The following is an 18,367-nucleotide window of genomic DNA, read 5'->3' on the forward strand; positions in this document are numbered from 1 at the left end:
GGACGCAACACACGCCCCAACCCCTTACACGCCCCAACCCCTCACGCGCTCCGCGCACCGCGCGCATCGCCCGGACGATTGCTACGAGAGACGGTCACCGTGCTGAACAACCTGCCCGAGCTCCCCGACGGCCTCGTCGGACGACGCGAGGAGCTGGCGCACGTCACCGCCGCCCTGGGCCGCCACCGCCTGGTCGTCCTCACGGGCGTGGGCGGCGTGGGCAAGAGCCGGCTCGCGCTGCACGCCGCGGAGCAGCTGGCGCGCTCCGGCACCCGGGGTGTGGCCTGGGCGGACCTGTGGCCCCTGACGAGCGACCGCCTCCTGCTCGCCACGGTCGCCGACGCCCTCGACTTCGCCGACCACGCGACGGCCGAGCCGCTGGACGCGTTGTGCGGATGGCTGACGGACCGGGACGTCCTGCTGGTGCTGGACTCGTGCGAGCACCTCTCGGCGGCCTGCCGCGGCCTGCTCGCCCGCATCCTCGACGACTGCCCGGCCGTGACCGTGCTGGCGACCAGCCGGGAGCCGCTGGGGATGGACGGCGAGCACCAGGTGGTCGTGGACCCGCTGCCGCCGGAGACCGACGCCGCGGAGCTCTTTCGCCGCCGCGCGCTCGAGACGGGAACGGGGCCGGTGGCCGCCGACGACCTCGGGACCGTCGTCCGGCTGTGCCGGCGGCTGGAGGGGATCCCGCTCGCGCTGGAGCTGGCGGCCGGCCAGCTGGCGCACCGCACGCTGCGCGAGGTCGAGGACGACCTGGGCTCCCGTCTGGACCTCGTCGCGGAGAGTCCGGTCGCCGGGCACTTCCGGCACCGCACGCTGCGTACCACCATCGGCTGGAGCCACGAACTGTGCACGCCCGCGGAGCGGTTGCTGTGGGCCCGGTTCGCGGCGTTCCGGGCCCCCGTGGACGCGGACGCCGTGCGCGCCGTGTGCACCGACGACGTGCTGCGCGCCGCGGACGCCGAACGCGCGCTCGCCGCTCTGGAGCAGAAGTCCGTCGTGTCCCGGGTCGACGGCCGCTTCCACATGCTCGACACCCTGCGGGAGTACGGCCGTATGTGGCTCGGAGAGCTGGGCGAGACCACCCGGCTGTCCGAGCGGCACGCCGCGTACTTCCTGCGCAGGGCCCGGCGCGCCCACGCGGACTGGCTGGGGCCGGCCCAGATCGAGGCGTACCGGTGGGTGTCCTCCGCGCACGCCGACCTGTGCGCCGGACTCGAGCACTTCCTCGCCACGCGGCCCCAGCAGGCGCTCGAACTCTCCGGGGTGCTGGCCCTCTTCTGGAGCTGCTGCGGTCATCTGCGGGAGACCACCGGCTATCTGGAGGAGGCCCTGGCCCTGACGGACCGGCCGGGAGCGGTACGGACGCGGGCGCTGTGGGCGCTGGGCGTCGCCCGGGTGCTGTGCGGCGAGCAGGAGGTGGCGCACCGGCTCGCCCTGGAGTGCGAGCGGCAGGCCGCGGCGCAGGGGGAGACCGAGGGCACGCTGCACGCCGCGTACCTGCTGGGTCTCGTCCACCTGATGGAGGGCCGGCCGATGGCCGCGCGGTTCGTGGTCGACGGAGCTCTGGAGAGCGTGCGGGGCAGGCCCTTCGACTCCGTCGGCCGCGTCCTGTGCCGGCTGGTCCGGATCTTCGGCCTGACGGGCGAAGGACTGCGGGAGGAGGCCCGCCGCGAGGCCCGTGAGCTGCGCCGGGGCTGTGCCGAGCGCGGCGAGTGGTGGACGCGGTCGTACGCCGACTACCAGCTGGCGCTGCTCGCGCTGTTCGAGGACCGTCCCGAGGAGGCGGCCGGGCACGCGACGTCCATGCTCGACGGCAAGCGGCTCATCGGCGACAGCTTCGGCATCGCCCTCGGCCTCGACCTGCTCGCCTCGGCGCTCGCCGCGCAGGGGGCGGGCGAGCCCGCGGTCGCCGCGTACGGGGCCGGGGAGAACTACTGGGCCGCCGTCGGCCACCCGCAACGGGGCACCCCGGAACTCGGACCCGTACGGGAGCGGTACGAGACGGCCGCCCGGTCCCTGCTGGGCGACTCCGGGTACGACAAGGCCCTGCTCGACTCGGTGCTCCGGGACCCGGAGGCGGTGCTGCGGGAACTGCTGGACAGGACCACGTGACCGCCGGGCGGGACCGCATGGGCGCCGTACAGCACCACGTGGGCCGCGGGCCTACCGCCGTCCGAGGTCCCGCGCGATCTCACGGGCCGCGCGTGCGCCCGATGCCAGCGCCCCCTGCACCGACCCCGTGGCCCGGTGGTCGCCGCACACGTACCGGCCGGGGGCGTACCGGGAGGTACGGCTGAGGGGCTGCGGGGGCGCCATCGCGGGCAGGGCGTCGGGGACGGTGCGTACGGTCAGCAGGTCCCAGCCGGCCGTGTCGGTGCCGTACGCCCCGGCCAGCGCCGTCCGGACCTCGCGTTCGCGGCCCGCCGTGTCCCCGCCGAGCACCGAGGTCGCGATCAGGGACATGCCCTCGGGCGCGTACGCGGGGACGACCTCGCTCAGGACACAGGAGTTCAGGAAGCGCCTGCCGGTGTCGGTGAGGAGGGTGGGTTCGGCGAGCGGGGAGCGCGGGGCCGCGTGGTAGTAGGTGGTCACCACCCGGTACGGCGGCACGTCCAGGTCCGGCAGCAGACGGGTCGCCGGACCGGGCCCCGTCGCCACGACCACGGCGCGGGCCGGCAGTTCGGCGCCCGTGGCCAGCGCGACGCCGTCGTCCGTGAGCCGGGCGACCGGTGTGCCGAGCCGCACGGTCGCCTCGGGGAGCGCGGCCGCGAGCATGCGCGGCACCGCTCCGATGCCCTCGCCCGGCAGGCACAGCGTGCCGCGCAGCATGGTGCGCCAGACGAGGTGGAAGACCCGCCCCGAAGTCTCCAGCTCGTCCTCCAGGAAGACGCCGGAGAGGAACGGCCGGAAGAACCGCTCGACGAACTCCTCGCTGAACCCCGCCGCCGCGAGCGCGGTGCGGGTGGTGCGGTCCTCGCCGCGTTTCAGCAGGCGCGCGGGCGCGCACATGTCCCGCGCCGACAGGGCGCCCAGCGCGACCAGGTCACGGACGCCCGCGAGCCGGCCGGGACGTAGGTCGTGGAGCTCGCGGGGCCTGCGGGTCGGGTCGCTGAAGCGCAGCGACCCCTCCCCGGTGTGCACGAGGACCCCCGGCGTGAACGGCCTCAGCCGCAGGTCGCGCAGCGGCAGCCGGCGGCGGACCTGCGGGTAGGCCGTGTTGAAGACCTGGAAGCCGCGGTCGACGACGAACCCCTCGTGACGGTCCGAGCGCATGCGCCCGCCCACCTCGTCGGACGCCTCCAGCACCTCGACGTCGAGGCCGGCCGCCACCAGGTCACGGGCACAGGCCAGGCCGGCCAGCCCCGCACCGACCACCAGGACGTCCGGTGCACCACGAGTGGCGGCCATGGGAACTCTCCTTGCTCGGCGTAAGCGTCCTTCACGCCCGATCTTCCGGCCGGACCGTCCCCGCGGATGCGGGACACGCTGCTGTCCGGGTTCCCGTCATCCCCCGGTCATGCCTGGGGGCGGGTGCCGTCGACGGCGATGCGCTGCCCGTAGCGCGAGTACGGGAAGTAGTCCCAGGTGGCATGGTGCTGGACGCAGCGGTTGTCCCAGAGGACCAGGGTGTTCGCCTGCCAGCGGACCCGGCAGTGCAGCAGGTTGGTCCGGGCGATGTGGTCGTACAGCATGGTGAGGACGGCCGTGCTCTCGGCGGCGGCCAGCTGGGTGATCTGCGAGGTGTACGGGCCGTTGACGAACAGGAGCTTGCGTCCGGTGTCGGGGTGGCGGACCACGACCGGGTGCTCGTTGCGCGGCACGTCGTACTCGGCCGGCGGCATCTGACCCTGCGCGAGCCAGGGGCGTGCACCGTCGTGGACCGCGGTGAGCCCGTCCAGGAACGTCTTCATCGACGGGGACAGCATGTCGTAGGCGAGGTGCATGTTGGCGAAGAGCGTGTCCCCGCCGCTGCCGATCGCGGGCACCTCGGTCACGTAGAGCAACGACCCGAGGGAGGGCTCGGCGTCGGCGGTCCCGTCGGCGTGCCAGCCGTTGCCGGCGACGGCGCGGGAGTCCTTGTCCGCCCTGATCTCCAGGATGTACGGGTCGGAGTCCTCCTCGGGCAGGGAGACCGGGTGCAGCGGGCCGAAGAGCGCGGCGAACCGCTTGTGGTCCTCGGGAGTGAGGTGCTGGTCGCGGAAGACGAGGACGTGGTGGGTCAGGAAGGCGGTGCGTATCTCCTTCTGCTGGACCGGGGTGAGTTCCTCGGAGAGGTCGAGGCCGGAGACCTCCGCGCCGAGGAGCGGTGTCAGCGGGTCGACGGTGAAACTGCCGTAGGTCTCGCGGGGCGCGGTGGTGATGCGTTCGACGGCGTCGAGGGTGAACTGGTCCATGGGGGGCTCCGGTGTGAGGGGGATCAGGGGCTGTCGGGGTCAGACGGGACGTGCGGGAGGGGACGTCGCGCCGGAGCGGCTGCCGTCGGAGGGGCCGCCGGGCCGGTCGGCGTCGATCACCCGGGCGATGTGCCGGACGTGCCGGCCGGTGACGATCTCGTAGTGCGTGGCCCGCAGGTGGTGCACACGGGCGGGACGGGGGAGGAGCGCCGTCCACTCCTCGGCCGCGGACGGGACGGGCGGGGCGAGCGGCAGGTCGGCCGCGACCTCGGTGGCCAGCCACAGGGCACTGGGCGTACGTGTCACGCGGGGCGCGGTGTGTCCGGTCATCGCGGAGATGTTGGCCCGGCAGCAGTGCGCGAGCCGCTCGGCGTAGGTGTGCCCTGTTGCTGTTGCTGTTGCTGTTGCTGTTGCTGTTGCTGTTGCCGGTGACGGCATCGGCTGGGTGCCGTTGTTGTTGCCGTTGCCGAGCAGTTCGCGCCGGAAGACGGCGCGCAGGGCCTCCTCGTCCAGGCCGTCGGGGCCACCCGGCGGCAGCGGCGGGGCGTGCGGCGCGGGCGGGTCCAGGAGGTACAGCCCTTCCAGCGGGTGGCCCTGCGCCTCGGCGGTCGCGGCCATGGAGTGGGCGACGAGCGCGCCGAACGACCAGCCCGCGAGCCGTAGGCGCACCTCCGCCGCGGGGAAACGGGCACGCAGCGCGGCGAGGTAGCGGTCGGCCCGCTCGGTGACCGACCAGTGCGGAAGGCCGGGATCGAGCAGGGCGGGGTCGGGGACGAGGCAGACCGTGGTGCGCTCGTCCAGGGCGGAGACCAGCGGCCGGTAGGCCTGGATGTCGCCGCCCACCGGGTGGATCACGCACAGCACGTCGTGGTCGTCGCCGCTCTGCCAGGTCTCGACGGTGACCGGATCGCCGGCGGTCCCCCCGGCCCCCTCGGTCCGCACGGGGCGCTCCAGGTGGCCGAGCAGGTCGTTGACGCTGACCTGGTGGCCGAGGCGGGAGAGCTCCAGGTCGACCCCGTACAGCCGCTTCACCTCGGAGAGCAGGTCCAGCAGGGTGAGGGAGTCCGCGCCCAGGTCGTACAGGGACGCCGCCGGATCCAGGGTGTCCGTACCCAGCAACTCCCGGGCGGCCTCGACCAGTTCGGCGGAACCGGGCGGCTCCGTTGCGTCGACCGCCGGTGCCGGTGCCGGTGCCGGTGCCGGTGCCGGTGCTTGCGCGGTCTGTGGCCGGGGCTCGGGTCCCGGCTGCGGCTGCGGCTGCGGTTGCGGCTCGTAGAAGTGGCGGGCGGCCTCCAGCGGGGTGGTGGCGACGAGCAGGTGGGGCAGCTGGAGTTCCACGGCGTCGGCGAAGGCGCGCAGGCCCTCGGCGGCCGACAGCCCCGTCCGCAGGTGCGCCTGGTGGCGTGCGTCGGCACCGAGGGCGTCGCGCGCCATGCCGGCGTCCCGCCACACGTCCCAGCCGACGCCCAGCCGTACGGTCGCCGGGGAGGCGTCCACCTCGTGGTGGGCGAAGGCGTCGAGCACCCCGTTCGCCGCCGCGTAGTCGAACTGGCCGACCCCGCCGAAGCGCGCCGACAGGGACGAGCAGTAGGCGGCGTAGCGCGGCCGGTGCCGCGCGATCAGCCGCTCGGTGAGCAGGGCGGCGCGCAGCTTCGCCCGGCTCGCGCCGCGCATGACCTCGCTGTCGCGGCGCACCAGGAGCGAGCCGGCCGCGCTGTCCGCCGCGTGCACGATGCCGTGCAGGTTGCCGGTGTGCGGCGCGAGGCGTTCCAGGAGGTCGTCGAGCGGCTCCTCGGCGAGGTCGGCCGCCACGAGGACGACGCGGTCGGACCAGCGGGCCAGGGCGGACGGCAGTTCAGGACGCCGGGCGAGCAGCACGACCTGCCCGTGTGTGCGTTCGAGCAGCCAGGAAGCCAGGGCGGCACCGATCCCGCCGGTACCGCCGAGGACGAGATGCGTGCCGTCACCCTCCACGAGCCCGGCGGACACGTGCGGGAGCGGACGCGGCACGGGCCGGGCCACCGGCCGCCACCAGTAACCCCGGCGCAGCGCGGTGCGACGCTCCGCACCGGCGGCCGTGGGAGCGGTGTCGGCGAGGACGAGCGGCAACAGGTGGGCCCAGTCGGACGGTTCGGCACCGGGCAGGTCGATCCAGCGGGTGTCCAGGCCGAGTTCCTGGCGCGGCACCTCCACCGCCGCGGTCAGCAGGCCCAGTTCGGGGCGCGTCACCTCGCCCGTCACGGGCTGCGCTCCGTGGGACAGCCACCAGATGCGCGGGCGGGTGCCGGACGGCAGGTTCGCCACCGCCCGGCACAGGGCGGCGGTCTGGTCGAGGCAGACGCGCCGAGCCTCCTCCAGTGACCGTTCGCCGACCGGTCCCTCGACGCCGAGGGGCAGCGCGTGCAGCCACTCGAGTCCGTCCGGCGCGTCACGCCCGATGTCCTGGAGCAGGAGGGCCAGCGAGGCGGGGTCGGCGGGGTCGACCTCGTACCGGTCGGCGCCGAGCCGGCCGTACGCGCGCCCGGCCGTGACGTGGACGACGCGGGCGTGGGCGGAGTGCAGGGCCTTCCAGTCGACCGGGGTCGAGGCGCCGTCGGTGACGACGACGACCGGGCGCCCGGACATGGCCCCGGTGTACGGGACGGCCCGTCGCGTCCGGGCCCACTCGGTCTGGTGCAGCCATGCCTCCTCGGGCATCCTGTCCGGCGCCCCGCCGTGGGTGACGTCGCTCGCCGGCGTCGGTGCGTCGCCCCGCGCGGGCTGCCGGACGGCGCGGGGGAAGTCGTACTCCGTGAGGGCGAAGGCGGGCGGCGGGAAGTCCCACGGCGGGGGAGCCGGGTGCGGACCCGGCTCCCGGCCGGCACCCGCATCGGGAGCGGTGGCCGCGGCGCCCTGCGCACCCTCGGTGTCCACCGTCCCCCCGGCCACCGCGCGCAGCCACTCCACGGCCGTTCCGGCGTCCGGGCAGACGGCCGCGACGCGGTGCGTCCGGGCGGGACGGCCGTTTCGCAGATGGCGCAGGACCTGCGCGTACGTCCGCGGCGCGGCGGCCAGGTGATCGGCGATGCGCCGGGCATCCGTACGCAGGGCCTGCTCGCTGCCCGCGGACAGCACCAGACGATCCGCCTCCGACGGAACCAGGCCGTCCGCGCCCGACAACTCTCGTGCCGCCGCGGGAGCCTCGTACTGCTCCAGGACCAGGTGGGCGTTGGTGCCGCCGATACCGAAACTGCTGACGGCGGCGACGCGCGGACGTCCGGCCGGCCAGGGCTGCGCGGTGGTCGGGATGCGGAAGGGGGCGGGGTCGGTGCCGATCTCCGGGTTCAGGCGCCGGAAGTCGACGTTCGGCGGGATCACCCCGTGGTGGACGGCGAGGGCCGCCCGTACGAGGCCGACGACGCCCGCGGCCGCGCCCAAATGACCGATCTGGCTCTTCACGGAGGACAGTGCGCACGAGGCGGAGTCGGGCAGGTCGAGCGCCTGGCGCAGGGCGCTGACCTCCACCGGATCACCGAGCCGGGTACCGGTGCCGTGCGCCTCGACGTACCCGAGGTCGGCGCCGCTGCGGCCGCTGCGGCGCAGCGCGGTCCGGATGACCTCCCGCTGGCCGGACACGGAGGGCGCGCTGTAACCGAGCTTCGCCGCCCCGTCGTTGTTGAGGGCGGACCCGGTGACGACCGCGTAGACGGTGTCGCCGTCGCGTTCGGCGAGGCGCAGCGGCTTGAGCACCACCACGCCGACACCGCTCGCCCCGACGGTGCCCGCGGCGTCGTCGCTGAAGGGCCGGCAGTGGCCGTCGGGGGAGAAGATGTGCTGCGGCCGGTAGGTGTACCCGTCCGTCAGCAGGGTGTCGACCAGCACTCCGCCGGCCAGCATCACGTCGGCCTCGCCCTGCCGCAGCAGGCCGGCCGCGACGTGCACCCCCACGAGGGAGCTGGCGCAGGCGGCCTGGACGGTGAAGGCCGGACCGGTCAGGCCCAGGTGGTACGCCGCCTTCGTGGCGAGGAAGTCCTTGTCGTGGTGCAGGGCCAGGCGGAAGCCGTCCGGGAGGGCGGCGGGATCGGCCTCCCGCAGCATGGACTGGAAGTAGGTGTTCTCGCCGCAGCCCGCTATCAGGCCGACGCGCCCGCCGGCCGGGTCGGCGATGCCGGCGTGGGCGAGCGCCTCGACACAGCTCATCAGCAGATGCCGCTGCTGCGGGTCCATCAGCCGTGCCTCCTGCGGGCTGATGCCGAAGTGGCCGGGGTCGAAGGAGAGGGGGCCGTCCAGCTGGCTGCGGGCACCGACGCGGCCCTCCGGCGCCGGGAAGTGCTCGATGCCCCGCCCGCCCGTCTCGACCATCCGCCAGAACGACGCCAGGTCGGGGGCGCCCGGCAGCCGTACGGCCATTCCGATCACGGCGACCGGCTCGTCCGCCGCGGTTTCCCGCCCGCCCGGACTCTGCGCCGCGACCTGCGCCGGGCCGCTCGACGAGCCGAGGAACGTGCTCAGGCTGCGTACGGTGACGTGCTCGAAGAGGTCCGCCACCGTGAAGGACAGGCCCAGTTCGACCCCGCAGCGCAGCTGGAAGCGCATCAGGTCCAGGCTGCCGGCGCCCGCGTCGGAGAACCGCTGGTCCGGCAGTACCCGCTTGCCGGTGACGGCGGCGAACAGTTCGCACAGCCGGGTCTCCTGCGCGGACGCGGCGGGTTCGGTGCCGCCGGGGCCCCGCAGCTCACGGCCCTGGGTGGTCACGGCACGGCGGTCGAGCTTGCCGCTGGGGGTGCGCGGCAGCGCCTCCACCCGGCGGAAGGAGCGTATCCGGGCGTGGGGCGGCAGCTGCCCGGCCAGGTGGACGGTGAGGTCCCGCAGGTCCGGATCGTCGCCGCGGCACTGCAGGAGCGCGACGAGGGAGTCGCCGTCGCGGGCCACCAGGGCACCGACGACCGCGGGATGGCCCAGGAGGGCGGCCTCCAGCTGGCCCAGTTCCAGCCGGTGACCGCTGATCTTGATCTGGTCGTCGTCCCGGCCGTCGTAGTGCAGCAGCCCTCCGGCGTCGAAGTGCGCGAGGTCGCCGCTGCGGTAGAACGTCCCCTGTCCGTCGGGCAGTTCGGTGAACCGGGTGCGGTTGAGCCCGGTGTCGTTCAGGTAGCACGGCGCGGCCATCGGGCCGCCGATCAGCAGGTGACCGACGGCTCCCGGCGGAAGCGGTGCGCCGCTGTCGTCGACCACCCGCAGGACCGCCCCGGCCACCGGCCGGCCGATGGCCGGGCGGGTCGGCCACCGCATCGGGTCGCCGTCGAGGCACAGGCCGCTGACGACGTGCGTCTCGGTGGGTCCGTAGTGGTTGAACAACCGCGCGTCCGTGAGTCCGGCGAACCAGCGGCGGATCGCGTCGGTGCACACGAGCTGCTCGCCGGCGGTCACCACCTCACGCAGCCGCGAGGGGAAACGACCCAGATGGACGGCGTGTTCGGCCAGCAGCTGCAGCGCGACGAAGGGCAGGAAGAGCCGCTCGATGCCCGCGTCCTCCAGCTGGTCGAGCAGGGCGGGCAGGTCCTGCCGCCAGTCGGGGCGCACGAGGCGCAGGTGGCCGCCCGAGCACAGCGTGCCGAAGATCTCCTGGAAGGAGACGTCGAAGGACAGCATGGAGAACTGCTGGGTGACCGCGGCCCCGCCGAGACCGCCTTCCCCGGTCTGCCAGTCCAGCAGGTTGCACAGGGTGAGGTCCGGTACGTCGACACCCTTGGGCGTGCCGGTCGAGCCCGAGGTGAACAGCGTGTAGAGCGGCCTCAGCCCCGCGTGGGGCGGTGGCGGCGGGGCCGCCGTCGCGGTGGCGGTCAGGTCGATGACGTGGCGGGGCAGCTCCGGTGGCGCGATCGCGTCCACGTCCGCCGCCGTGCCGGGTGCGGTCAGGACGCACAGGGGGGCCGCGTCGCCCAGGACGCGGCGCAGCAGGGCCGGCGGGTAGGCGGGATCCAGCGGTACGACGGTGAGGTTGAGCTGCGCGGCGGCGAGGAGGGCCACCACGTGCTCGGCCGACGGCGGCAGGTGCAGGGCGACACGGGCAGGCGCGGCCGGATCGGACGGCACCGGATGCCGGGCCGACAGCTCGGCCGCCAACGCCCTTGCCCGGTCGTCCAGTTGCGCATAGGTGAGGGTGCGGTCGCCCGTGGTCAGGGCCGGTGCGTGCGGGGTTCGGCGTACCTGCCGCGCGAAGCCCTCCGCCACGGTGGTGTACGCGGGGGCGCTCGGCGAACCGCGTCCCGGGTCGGGGAGCGTACGCCGGTAGGGCGCCACCAGGGCCGCCGGTGTGGACCCGTCCTCGCCGTTCCTGCCGTCGCCGTTCTCGCCGTCGCCGCTCCCGGCGCCGGTGGTGAGCAGGTCGACCGCCCGCTGGAAGAGCTGGTGTGCCGATGCCACCAGCTCGGCGTCGAACCGTCCCGCCGCGTACTCCCACAGGCAGTCGAAGCCGGTGTCCCGCTCGACGACGGAGAGCGTGAGCGCGCACTTGGTGCCGGCGGGTCGCGGCCAGAGGGGACGCACCCGGCACCCCGGCAGCGAGAGCGCGCCGAAGTCGGTGTTCTCCAGGACGAACATGAAGTCGAAGAGCGGGGCGCCGCCGAAGTCGTGATCGGTCAGCACGTCGGTGAGCGTCACGTCCTGCCGGTCCAGGATCCGCTGGACCTCGGAGGCCTGCCGGCCGAGCTGCCTGCGTACCCCGACGTCCGGCTCGATCCGCAGCGGAAGCAGCACGGTGTTGGCGAACATGCCCACGGTGGAGGCGAATTCGTCGACCGGCCGGCCCGACACGGGGCTGGCGACGAGGGGACGGGTCTGGCCCGTCACGCCGTACAGGGTCAGGGAGAACGCGGCCAGCAGGAGCTGGAAGCGGGTGAGCCCGAGCTCCGCGCCCAGTCGGTCGAGACGGTCGCGCCGGTCGGCGTCGAGGGACGCGGTCAGCAACCGCGCCCCGGAGTCGGCGACGTCGGCGGTCCCGGTGGCGGTGGCGGTCTCCGTCGCGGCGGTGCGGGTGGGGGACGGGTCCAGGGCCGCGTAGTGGCGGTGCAGCGCCGACCGCTGTTCCTGGTAGGACGGCTCGGCGTGCCAGCGCCGTTGCCACCGGGCGAAGTCGACCGGCGTCCGGCGGGAGCCCTCCTCCTGTCCGGGGCCGGCCGTGTCGGTCACGCCGCTCACGTCGGTCGTGTCGGCCGTGTGTGCGGCGAAGACCGTCAGGTCGTGGAAGAGGACGTTCAGGGACCAGCCGTCGACGGCGATGTGGTGCAGGTGGAGCAGCAGGACCGCGCCCCCGCCCGTGTGCAGCAGGCCCGCCCGGAGCATCCGCGCCGCGGCGAGGTCGAAGGGGGCGGCGAAGAACCGCCGCGCCGCCGGCTCCCAGTCCTCGCCGTCGAGGACACCGGCGGGCTCCCACGGGTCGAAGGGATCGCCGATCTGCTGGACGAGCCCTTCCGGGGTGGACCGGAAGGCCGTACGCAGCGCGGGATGCTCGACGACCAGACGGGCGAGCGCCGCACGCAGGGCGTCCTCGTCGACGGTCCCCTCCAGGCGGAAGGCGAGCGGAACGTCGTACGCGCGACTGTGCGGATCGCTCTGGTGCAGGAGCCACAGGCGCTGCTGCTCGGACGTGGCCGGTGCGAGACGGTCTCCGCTCGGAACAGGCACCGGCGGGTGCGGCGGCGACTGCTGCGGCCCGCAGGCCCCGGAGGGGGAGGCCCCGGAGGTGACGGCCTCCGTCAGCGTGGCGAAGTCCTCCCGCAGCACGACGGTCTGCGGCACCTCGACGTTCCAGCGCCGCCGGACGAGGAAGCGCAGCCGCAGCGCCTTCAGGGAGTCGCCGCCGTGGGGGATCCAGCGGTCGTCGGGCCGCAGACCGGACACCCCCAGGACGCTCCCGGCCATCTCCAGCACCTCGCGCTGCGCGTCGGTCACCGCGACGGCCGTGCCCGGCGAGGGGCGCCACGCCGGTGCCGCGGAGCCGAGCAGCGCGGCGTCGTCGACCTTGCCGTTGGCGTTGCGCGGCAGGGCGTCCACGAGATGGGTGCGGTGCGGGCGCATGTACGGGGGCAGGGTGGCCGCCAGATGGCGCTCGTACGCGTCGTACGCCAGGCCGGACCCCAGCACCAGGTAGGCCAGCAGCTCATGGGCGCCGTCCACGTCGTGCCGGGTGCAGACGCGGGCCTGCCGGACGGCGGGGTGCGCGGCGAGCTGCTGCTCGACCTCGCCGGGCTCGATGCGGAAACCGCGTACCTTCACCTGGCGGTCCGCGCGCCCGACGAAGGTGAGGAGTCCCGTGGCGTCGTGGCGTGCGAGGTCGCCGGTGCGGTACCACAGGGTGCGGCCCGCGTCGTGCCACGGCAGGGTCACGAAGCGCCGTGCCGTCTCCTCGGGCAGGTTGCGGTAGCCCGCCGCCAGCCCGGCGCCGGACAGGTGGAGTTCACCGACCTCGTCGGCATCCGCGGCGCGCGAGCCGTCGGCGACGAGGACCGCGTCCGTGCCGGGCAGGGGCCGCCCCACGGGAACGGTGTCGCCGTCGAAGGCGCGGGGCACGGGGTGGTACAGGGCGAAGGTGGCGGACTCGGTGGGCCCGTAGACGTTGACCAGGCGCGTCGCGCTGCCGGGGTTGTCCGCGTACCAGTGCTTGATGCGGGCGGCGTTGAGCTGCTCGCCGCCGATCAGGACCTGGCCGACGGAGTCGAAGCAGTGCGGCGCGGTGTCGGTGACGGCGTTGAAGAGGGCGGTGGTGACGAAGAGGGCGTCGATCCGCTCCCGCCGCAGGACATCGGCGAACAGGTCGGGGCTCTGCACCTGCTCGTCGCTCAGGACGACACAGGTCCCGCCGGTCAGCAGCGGTACCCAGACCTCGTAACTCAGGGCGTCGAAGGCCGGGTTGGAGACGCTCGCGTACCGTGCGCCGACGGCGGGGGAGAGGAAGCCGGGGTCGGCCAGACGCATGATGCCCGCGTCCTTGACCTCGACGCCCTTGGGCCGGCCGGTGGTGCCCGAGGTGTAGAAGAGGAACGAGGTGGCGGCGTCCGTCGCGGGGGTGGCCTCGTCGAAGGGCGCCGTGTCCGTGTCCGGGAGGCCGGTTGCGAGGGGATCGGCTCCGAGGGGATCGGCTCCGAGGAGATCGGCGACGTCCAGCGGGAGAACCCGGTCCGCGCCGGGGGAAGCACCGGCATCCGGCCGGGATCCGGGACGCGCGCTGTCCGTACGGCCCGTACCGCCCGCGCCACTTGCGCCACCCGTGCCGTCCTGGACGAGGGCGACGGCCGACGAGTCGTCGAGGATGTGGCGGCGGCGCTCGGCGGGGCTCTGCGCGTCGAGCGGCACCACGGTGGCACCGGCCCGGCGGATGCCGAGCATGACGCACACCAGCTGCCAGGACCGCGGCAGGCGGACCGCGACGGCCTGCCCCGCGCCGACTCCGCCCGCCCGCAGGCCGCGGGCCACGCGCAGGGAGGCGCGGTCGAGCTCGGCGTAGCTGAGGGTGCGGTCGCCGTCGGCCACGGCAGGGGCGTCGGGGGTGCGGCGCGCCCGGTCGAGGACGGCCTCGGCCAGCAGGGGGCCCGGCGTGGACGAGCTGGACATCACGCCTCCTCGGTGACGGCCGACGCGGCGGCGGTGGTGATGGCGGCGGGTGCGGCCGAGGTGGCGGACTCCGCGCGCCCGGAAAGCCCGGCCGGTCCGGCGAGTCCGGCGAGTTCGGCGGCGAGGACGGCGGACACCCGTGGTGAGGCGCCGCTCTCCAGTACCTCCCAGTGGTCGCAGTCCAGCAGTTCGACCCGGAAGCCGCCCTCCGCGCGCCGCCGCCAGAAGTCGCGCACCTCGGGCAGGGACGCCGGGTCGGTGGTGGTGCCGCCCACGGCCTGGACCAGCACGACACGGGCCGGGGACGGCGCCGGGAGATGGTCGCGGGCCGTCATGCGGTTGTGGTTGTAGATGCGGAAGTACTGCTCGATCTGCTCGTCGTCGATCCCCGGGTACATGCCGTTGAACTTCACGAGCTTGTCGCGGAACTCGGCCCGGTCCACGGGCGCCACGGCGGCGCGCACCTCGGCGTCCTCGGTGGCCTGGGTGTCGAGGAGCACGACCCCCACATCGGTGCGGCCGGCCCGCGCCAGGCGGCGGCCCATCTCGTGCGCGACCAGTCCGCCGTAGGAGAGGCCGGTCAGGACGAGGGGGCCGTCGCCGAACGGTTCGACGAGCCGCAGGTACTCCTCGGCCATCGCCTCCACGTCGGGAAGGGGGTCCTCGCCGGGATTGACCCCGGGGGACTGTATGCCGTACAGGCCGACGTCCGCGGGGAGCGTCCGGGCCAGGGGCAGGTAGCAGAACGCGGTGCCGCCGGCGGGATGGACGCAGACCACGTTCCCGCCGGTGCCGCCCCGCCGGAACTCGATGAGGTTGCTCGGCGGCGCTCCCGAACGGCCGCGGCGGACGAGGCCGCCCAGTCCCTCGATCGTCGGGTTCAGGATGATGTCCCGGACGGGAAGCGTCGTGCCGAACGCCTCGCGGATGCGGTGCGCCAGCTTGATGGCCGACAGACTGGTGCCGCCGATGTCGAAGAAGCTGTCGCCGATGCCGAAGTCCGGGTTCAGGAGGATGCCCCGCCATATGCCATGGAGCGTCAACTCGATGTGGTCGCGCGGGTTCTCCGTGTTGACCTGACCCGTGCCGGCCGCGGCCGCCGCGCGCAGCAGGGCGGCACGGTCCAGTTTGCCGTTCCGGCTCAGCGGCAGGACGGCCAGCTCGACGACGACCGCCGGAACCATGTAGTCCGGCAGCCGCTCGGCCAGGGCCGCGCGCCACGCGTGCGGGGCTCCGGCGGGTGCGTCGCCGCGGCCCACCGCCGCCACCAGGCGGGGTTCGCCGCCGGTGTCCCGGTCGACCACCACGGCCGCCTCGCGCACCCCCGGCTGTGCGAGCAGCGCGGCCTCGATCTCGGCCGGCTCGATACGGAAGCCGCGCAGCTTCACCTGGTCGTCGACGCGCCCCACGTAGACGGCGTTGCCGTCGGGCAGGCGCCTGGCGAGGTCGCCGGTGCGGTACACGCGCTCGCCGGGGAGGAAGGGGTCGGGCAGGAAGCGTTCGGCGGTCAGGTCGGGGCGGTGCAGGTAGCCGGCGGCGAGACCCGCCCCTCCGAGGTAGACCTCTCCCGCGACCCCGACCGGCACCGGTTCCCTCTCCTCGTCGAGGAGGTACATCCGGGTTCCGGCGAGCGGGCGCCCGATGGGGGACTGCCGGTCGAGGGGCCGCGGGTCGTAGTACGCCGTGCTGTAGAGCGTCGCCTCGGTCGGCCCGTAGCCGAAGCAGACCCTGAGGTCCGTGAGGTGCTCCCGCATGCGGTGCAGCGCCGCCTCCGGCAGGGACTCCACACCGGTGAGCAGGTGGCGCAGCGCCAGCCCGTCGAGCCGTTTCGCCGGTTCCTCGTCGATCCACCGGACGTAGGAGGGCGGCAGGAACGCCTGCACGATGCGGTGCTCCCGCATCCACCGCAGGAGTTCCCCGGGGTCGCCGCGCAGGTCCTCGGGGACCAGGTGCAGCTCGGCGCCCGTCGTCAGCGGCAGCAGCACCTCGTGCACCGAGGCGTCGAAACCGATGCTCGACCACGCGGAGGTGGCCTCCCCCGGTGTCGCGCCCATGCGGTCCAGCCAGTTGTCGAACAGGTTGAGCACACTGCCCTGCGTGACGGCCACGCCCTTGGGCCGGCCGGTCGAGCCGGACGTGTAGAGCACGTAGGCCAGCCGCCCGGTGTCCGGTGCCGCCGAGGACGGGAGCGGGGGCGGGACATCGTTGTCCGCCGACGTCTCGACGGTCACCAGGTCGTGCCAGGCGGCCGGCCTCCCGTCGCCGGGGAGATCGCTGAGCACGAGGGCGGGGGCCGCGTCCTCGACCATCGCGGCGAGCCGCGCGGGCGGCTGGGCCGGATCGAGCGGCAGATAGGCGGCGCCCGCCTTCAGGACGCCCAGTACGCCCACGACCAGCTCGACGCTGCGGCCGGTGTGCAGTCCGACGACGGAGCCGGGGCCCACCCCCCGGCCGGCGAGGGCGCGGGCGAGCCGCCCGGCCCGTGCGGCGAGGGTGGCGTAGTCGAGCCGTTCGTCGCCGCAGACCAGCGCGGTCCGTGCGGGGCGGGTCGCGACCTGCTCGTCGAACCGCTCCACCAGGCCGCCCGCGCACGGCGAGGGCGCGCCGGTGAGCGGCTCCCCCTGGGCGAGGTCCGTGAGCAGCAGGTGCCGTTCGTGTTCGTCCATCAGCTTCAGCGTGCCGACGCGCGCCTGCGGCCGGGCCACCATGTCGGTCAACAGGTGCCGCAGCTGAGTCACGTACCGGCGCACGGTCTCCTTGTCGAACAGCGCCGACGCGTAGTCCAGGTGGCCGACGACACGGCCCTGCGACTCGGTCAGTGACAGCGCGAGGTCGAACTTCGCCGGCGCGTGCGGGATGTCGAGCGGGGCGATGTCCAGGCCCGGCAGTTCGAGCAGTCCGCCGCGCTCCGGGACCCAGGCGCACATCGTCTGGAACAGCGGTGTGTGGGCGGCGCTGCGGACCGGGTTGACGAGCTCGACGATGCGCTCGAAGGGCAGGTCCTGGTGGTCGAGCGCGTCGCGCAGCACACCTCGTACGCGGCGCAGGGCGTCGCCCGCCGTGTCCGTGCGGGAGAAGTCGGCGCGCAGCGGGAGCGTGTTGACGAAGAAGCCGATGAGGTCCGACACGTCCTTGTGCCGCCGGTTCGCCGTGGGGGTGCCCACCACCACGTCGCCGTGGCCGCTCAGCCGCGACATCAGCAGCGACCAGCCGGTCAGCACGGCGACGAACAGGGTCCCTCCGTGCTGCCGGGCCAGTGCCTTCAGCGCGGAGGTGAGCCCGGCGTCCAGGGCGAACTCCACCCGGGCCCCGCGCAGGTCCTGCTGCGCCGGGCGCGGCCGGTCGGTGGGCGGCCCCGACAGGGGCGGGGCGCCGGCCAGCCGCTCCTGCCAGAACGCGGCCTGGCCGGCGAGTCCGCCCGACAGGACGCGTTCCTGCTGGGCGCGCGCGTGGTCGGCGTACTGGATCGGCAGCGGCGGCAGCGGTGAGGGCCGGCCGTGCAGCAGCGCCGGGTACACGGCGCTGAGTTCACGCATCATCACGTTCATGGACCGGCCGTCGAAGACCGTGTGGTGCATCGTCAGCAGCAGGACGTGGTGGTCGGCCGCCACCGTGACGAGGCGGCCCCGGGTGAGGGGCCCGCGCGCCAGGTCGAACGGGGCCGAGGCCTCCCGCAGGCGCAGCTCGTCGAGGTGCGCCACCGCGTCCGGCAGCCCGGTGAGGTCGTCCGCCGCGAGGGCGAAGCCGGTCTCCGGCGGATCGATGTGCTGGTGGACCTCCCCGTCCACGGCCACGAGCCGGGTGCGCAGGGTCTGGTGCCTGACGACGAGCGTGTCGAGGGCGCGGCGCAGGACGGCCGCGTCGAGCGGGCCGCGGATCGTGAAGGCGATGGATTCGTTGTACGCCTCGTTGCCGCCCGGGAGCTGGGCGAGGAACCACAGGCGCTGCTGCGCGAAGGAGGCCGGAACGTGGACGTGGGGGGTGTGGTGCACGGACAAGACTGGTTCTTCCCGTCGTCAGGGTTACTGGTTCCGAGAGTCACGGTGAGGGCTCGGCCGCCTGCGCGTCAGCACGCGGGGGCTGCTCTACGCCCGGATACCGGGCGGAGTCGCGGTGAGGTGCGCGGACCGCGCAGGTGGGGGCGGTGAAGAAAGTGAATGAAATTCAAGAGATACGGGAGAATGCGGGAGGCCGTGCGGTCCAGGATTCCGGTGTTCCATTGCGACAACGTTGCCAGTGGATAACGGCGACATGGTCACGTCTTCGTTGTGCGGCATTCTGGCCACCGGCTTTCTGGCTCACGGCGTCCCACGGGTGCGGAGACGTCGTCCGGGCGGTGTGCCGATGGGGCGCACCTGGACGCACGGCGATAATTGATC

5 protein-coding genes are annotated in these 18,367 nt (G+C 74.2%); 1 reads left to right on the forward strand and 4 read right to left on the reverse strand.

All coding sequences use genetic code 11. From position 1 onward, the window contains the following. The first annotated feature begins 99 nt into the window (after positions 1-99). The gene (locus QFZ75_RS37790; RefSeq protein ID WP_307543945.1) at positions 100-2,118 is read left to right on the forward strand and encodes an AAA family ATPase; all 2,019 of its coding nucleotides are present in this window, start codon (positions 100-102) and stop codon (positions 2,116-2,118) included. A gap of 51 nt (positions 2,119-2,169) precedes the next feature. On the opposite strand, the gene QFZ75_RS37795 is transcribed toward QFZ75_RS37790, so the two are convergent. The 4 genes from QFZ75_RS37795 to QFZ75_RS37810 form a co-directional block, all read right to left on the reverse strand. Next, on the reverse strand, positions 2,170-3,414 hold the full coding sequence (locus tag QFZ75_RS37795; RefSeq protein WP_307543946.1) for an NAD(P)/FAD-dependent oxidoreductase: 1,245 nt from the start codon (positions 3,412-3,414) through the stop codon (positions 2,170-2,172). Positions 3,415-3,521: 107 nt separating this feature from the next. Beyond that, on the reverse strand, positions 3,522-4,400 hold the full coding sequence (locus QFZ75_RS37800) for a TauD/TfdA family dioxygenase (protein WP_307543947.1): 879 nt from the start codon (positions 4,398-4,400) through the stop codon (positions 3,522-3,524). A 39-nt stretch (positions 4,401-4,439) separates the two neighbouring features. After that, entirely contained in the window at positions 4,440-13,988 is a 9,549-nt protein-coding gene (locus QFZ75_RS37805) for a non-ribosomal peptide synthetase (RefSeq protein WP_307543948.1), read from the reverse strand. Continuing rightward, positions 13,988-17,986, reverse strand: coding sequence for an amino acid adenylation domain-containing protein (locus QFZ75_RS37810; RefSeq protein ID WP_307543949.1), 3,999 nt, complete (start codon positions 17,984-17,986; stop codon positions 13,988-13,990). The genes QFZ75_RS37805 and QFZ75_RS37810 overlap by 1 nt, the downstream gene beginning before the upstream one ends. Positions 17,987-18,367 lie beyond the last annotated feature (381 nt).

It is taken from the genome of Streptomyces sp. V3I8 (assembly GCF_030817535.1).
Lineage (GTDB): Bacteria > Actinomycetota > Actinomycetes > Streptomycetales > Streptomycetaceae > Streptomyces.

Bases quoted from the DNA above. Each gene is read 5' to 3' on its own strand.
- QFZ75_RS37800 (WP_307543947.1), bottom strand. From the start codon at position 4,400: ATGGACCAGTTCACCCTCGACGCCGTCGAACGCATCACCACCGCGCCC.
- QFZ75_RS37805 (WP_307543948.1), bottom strand. From the start codon at position 13,988: ATGTCCAGCTCGTCCACGCCGGGCCCCCTGCTGGCCGAGGCCGTCCTC.
- QFZ75_RS37795 (WP_307543946.1), bottom strand. From the start codon at position 3,414: ATGGCCGCCACTCGTGGTGCACCGGACGTCCTGGTGGTCGGTGCGGGG.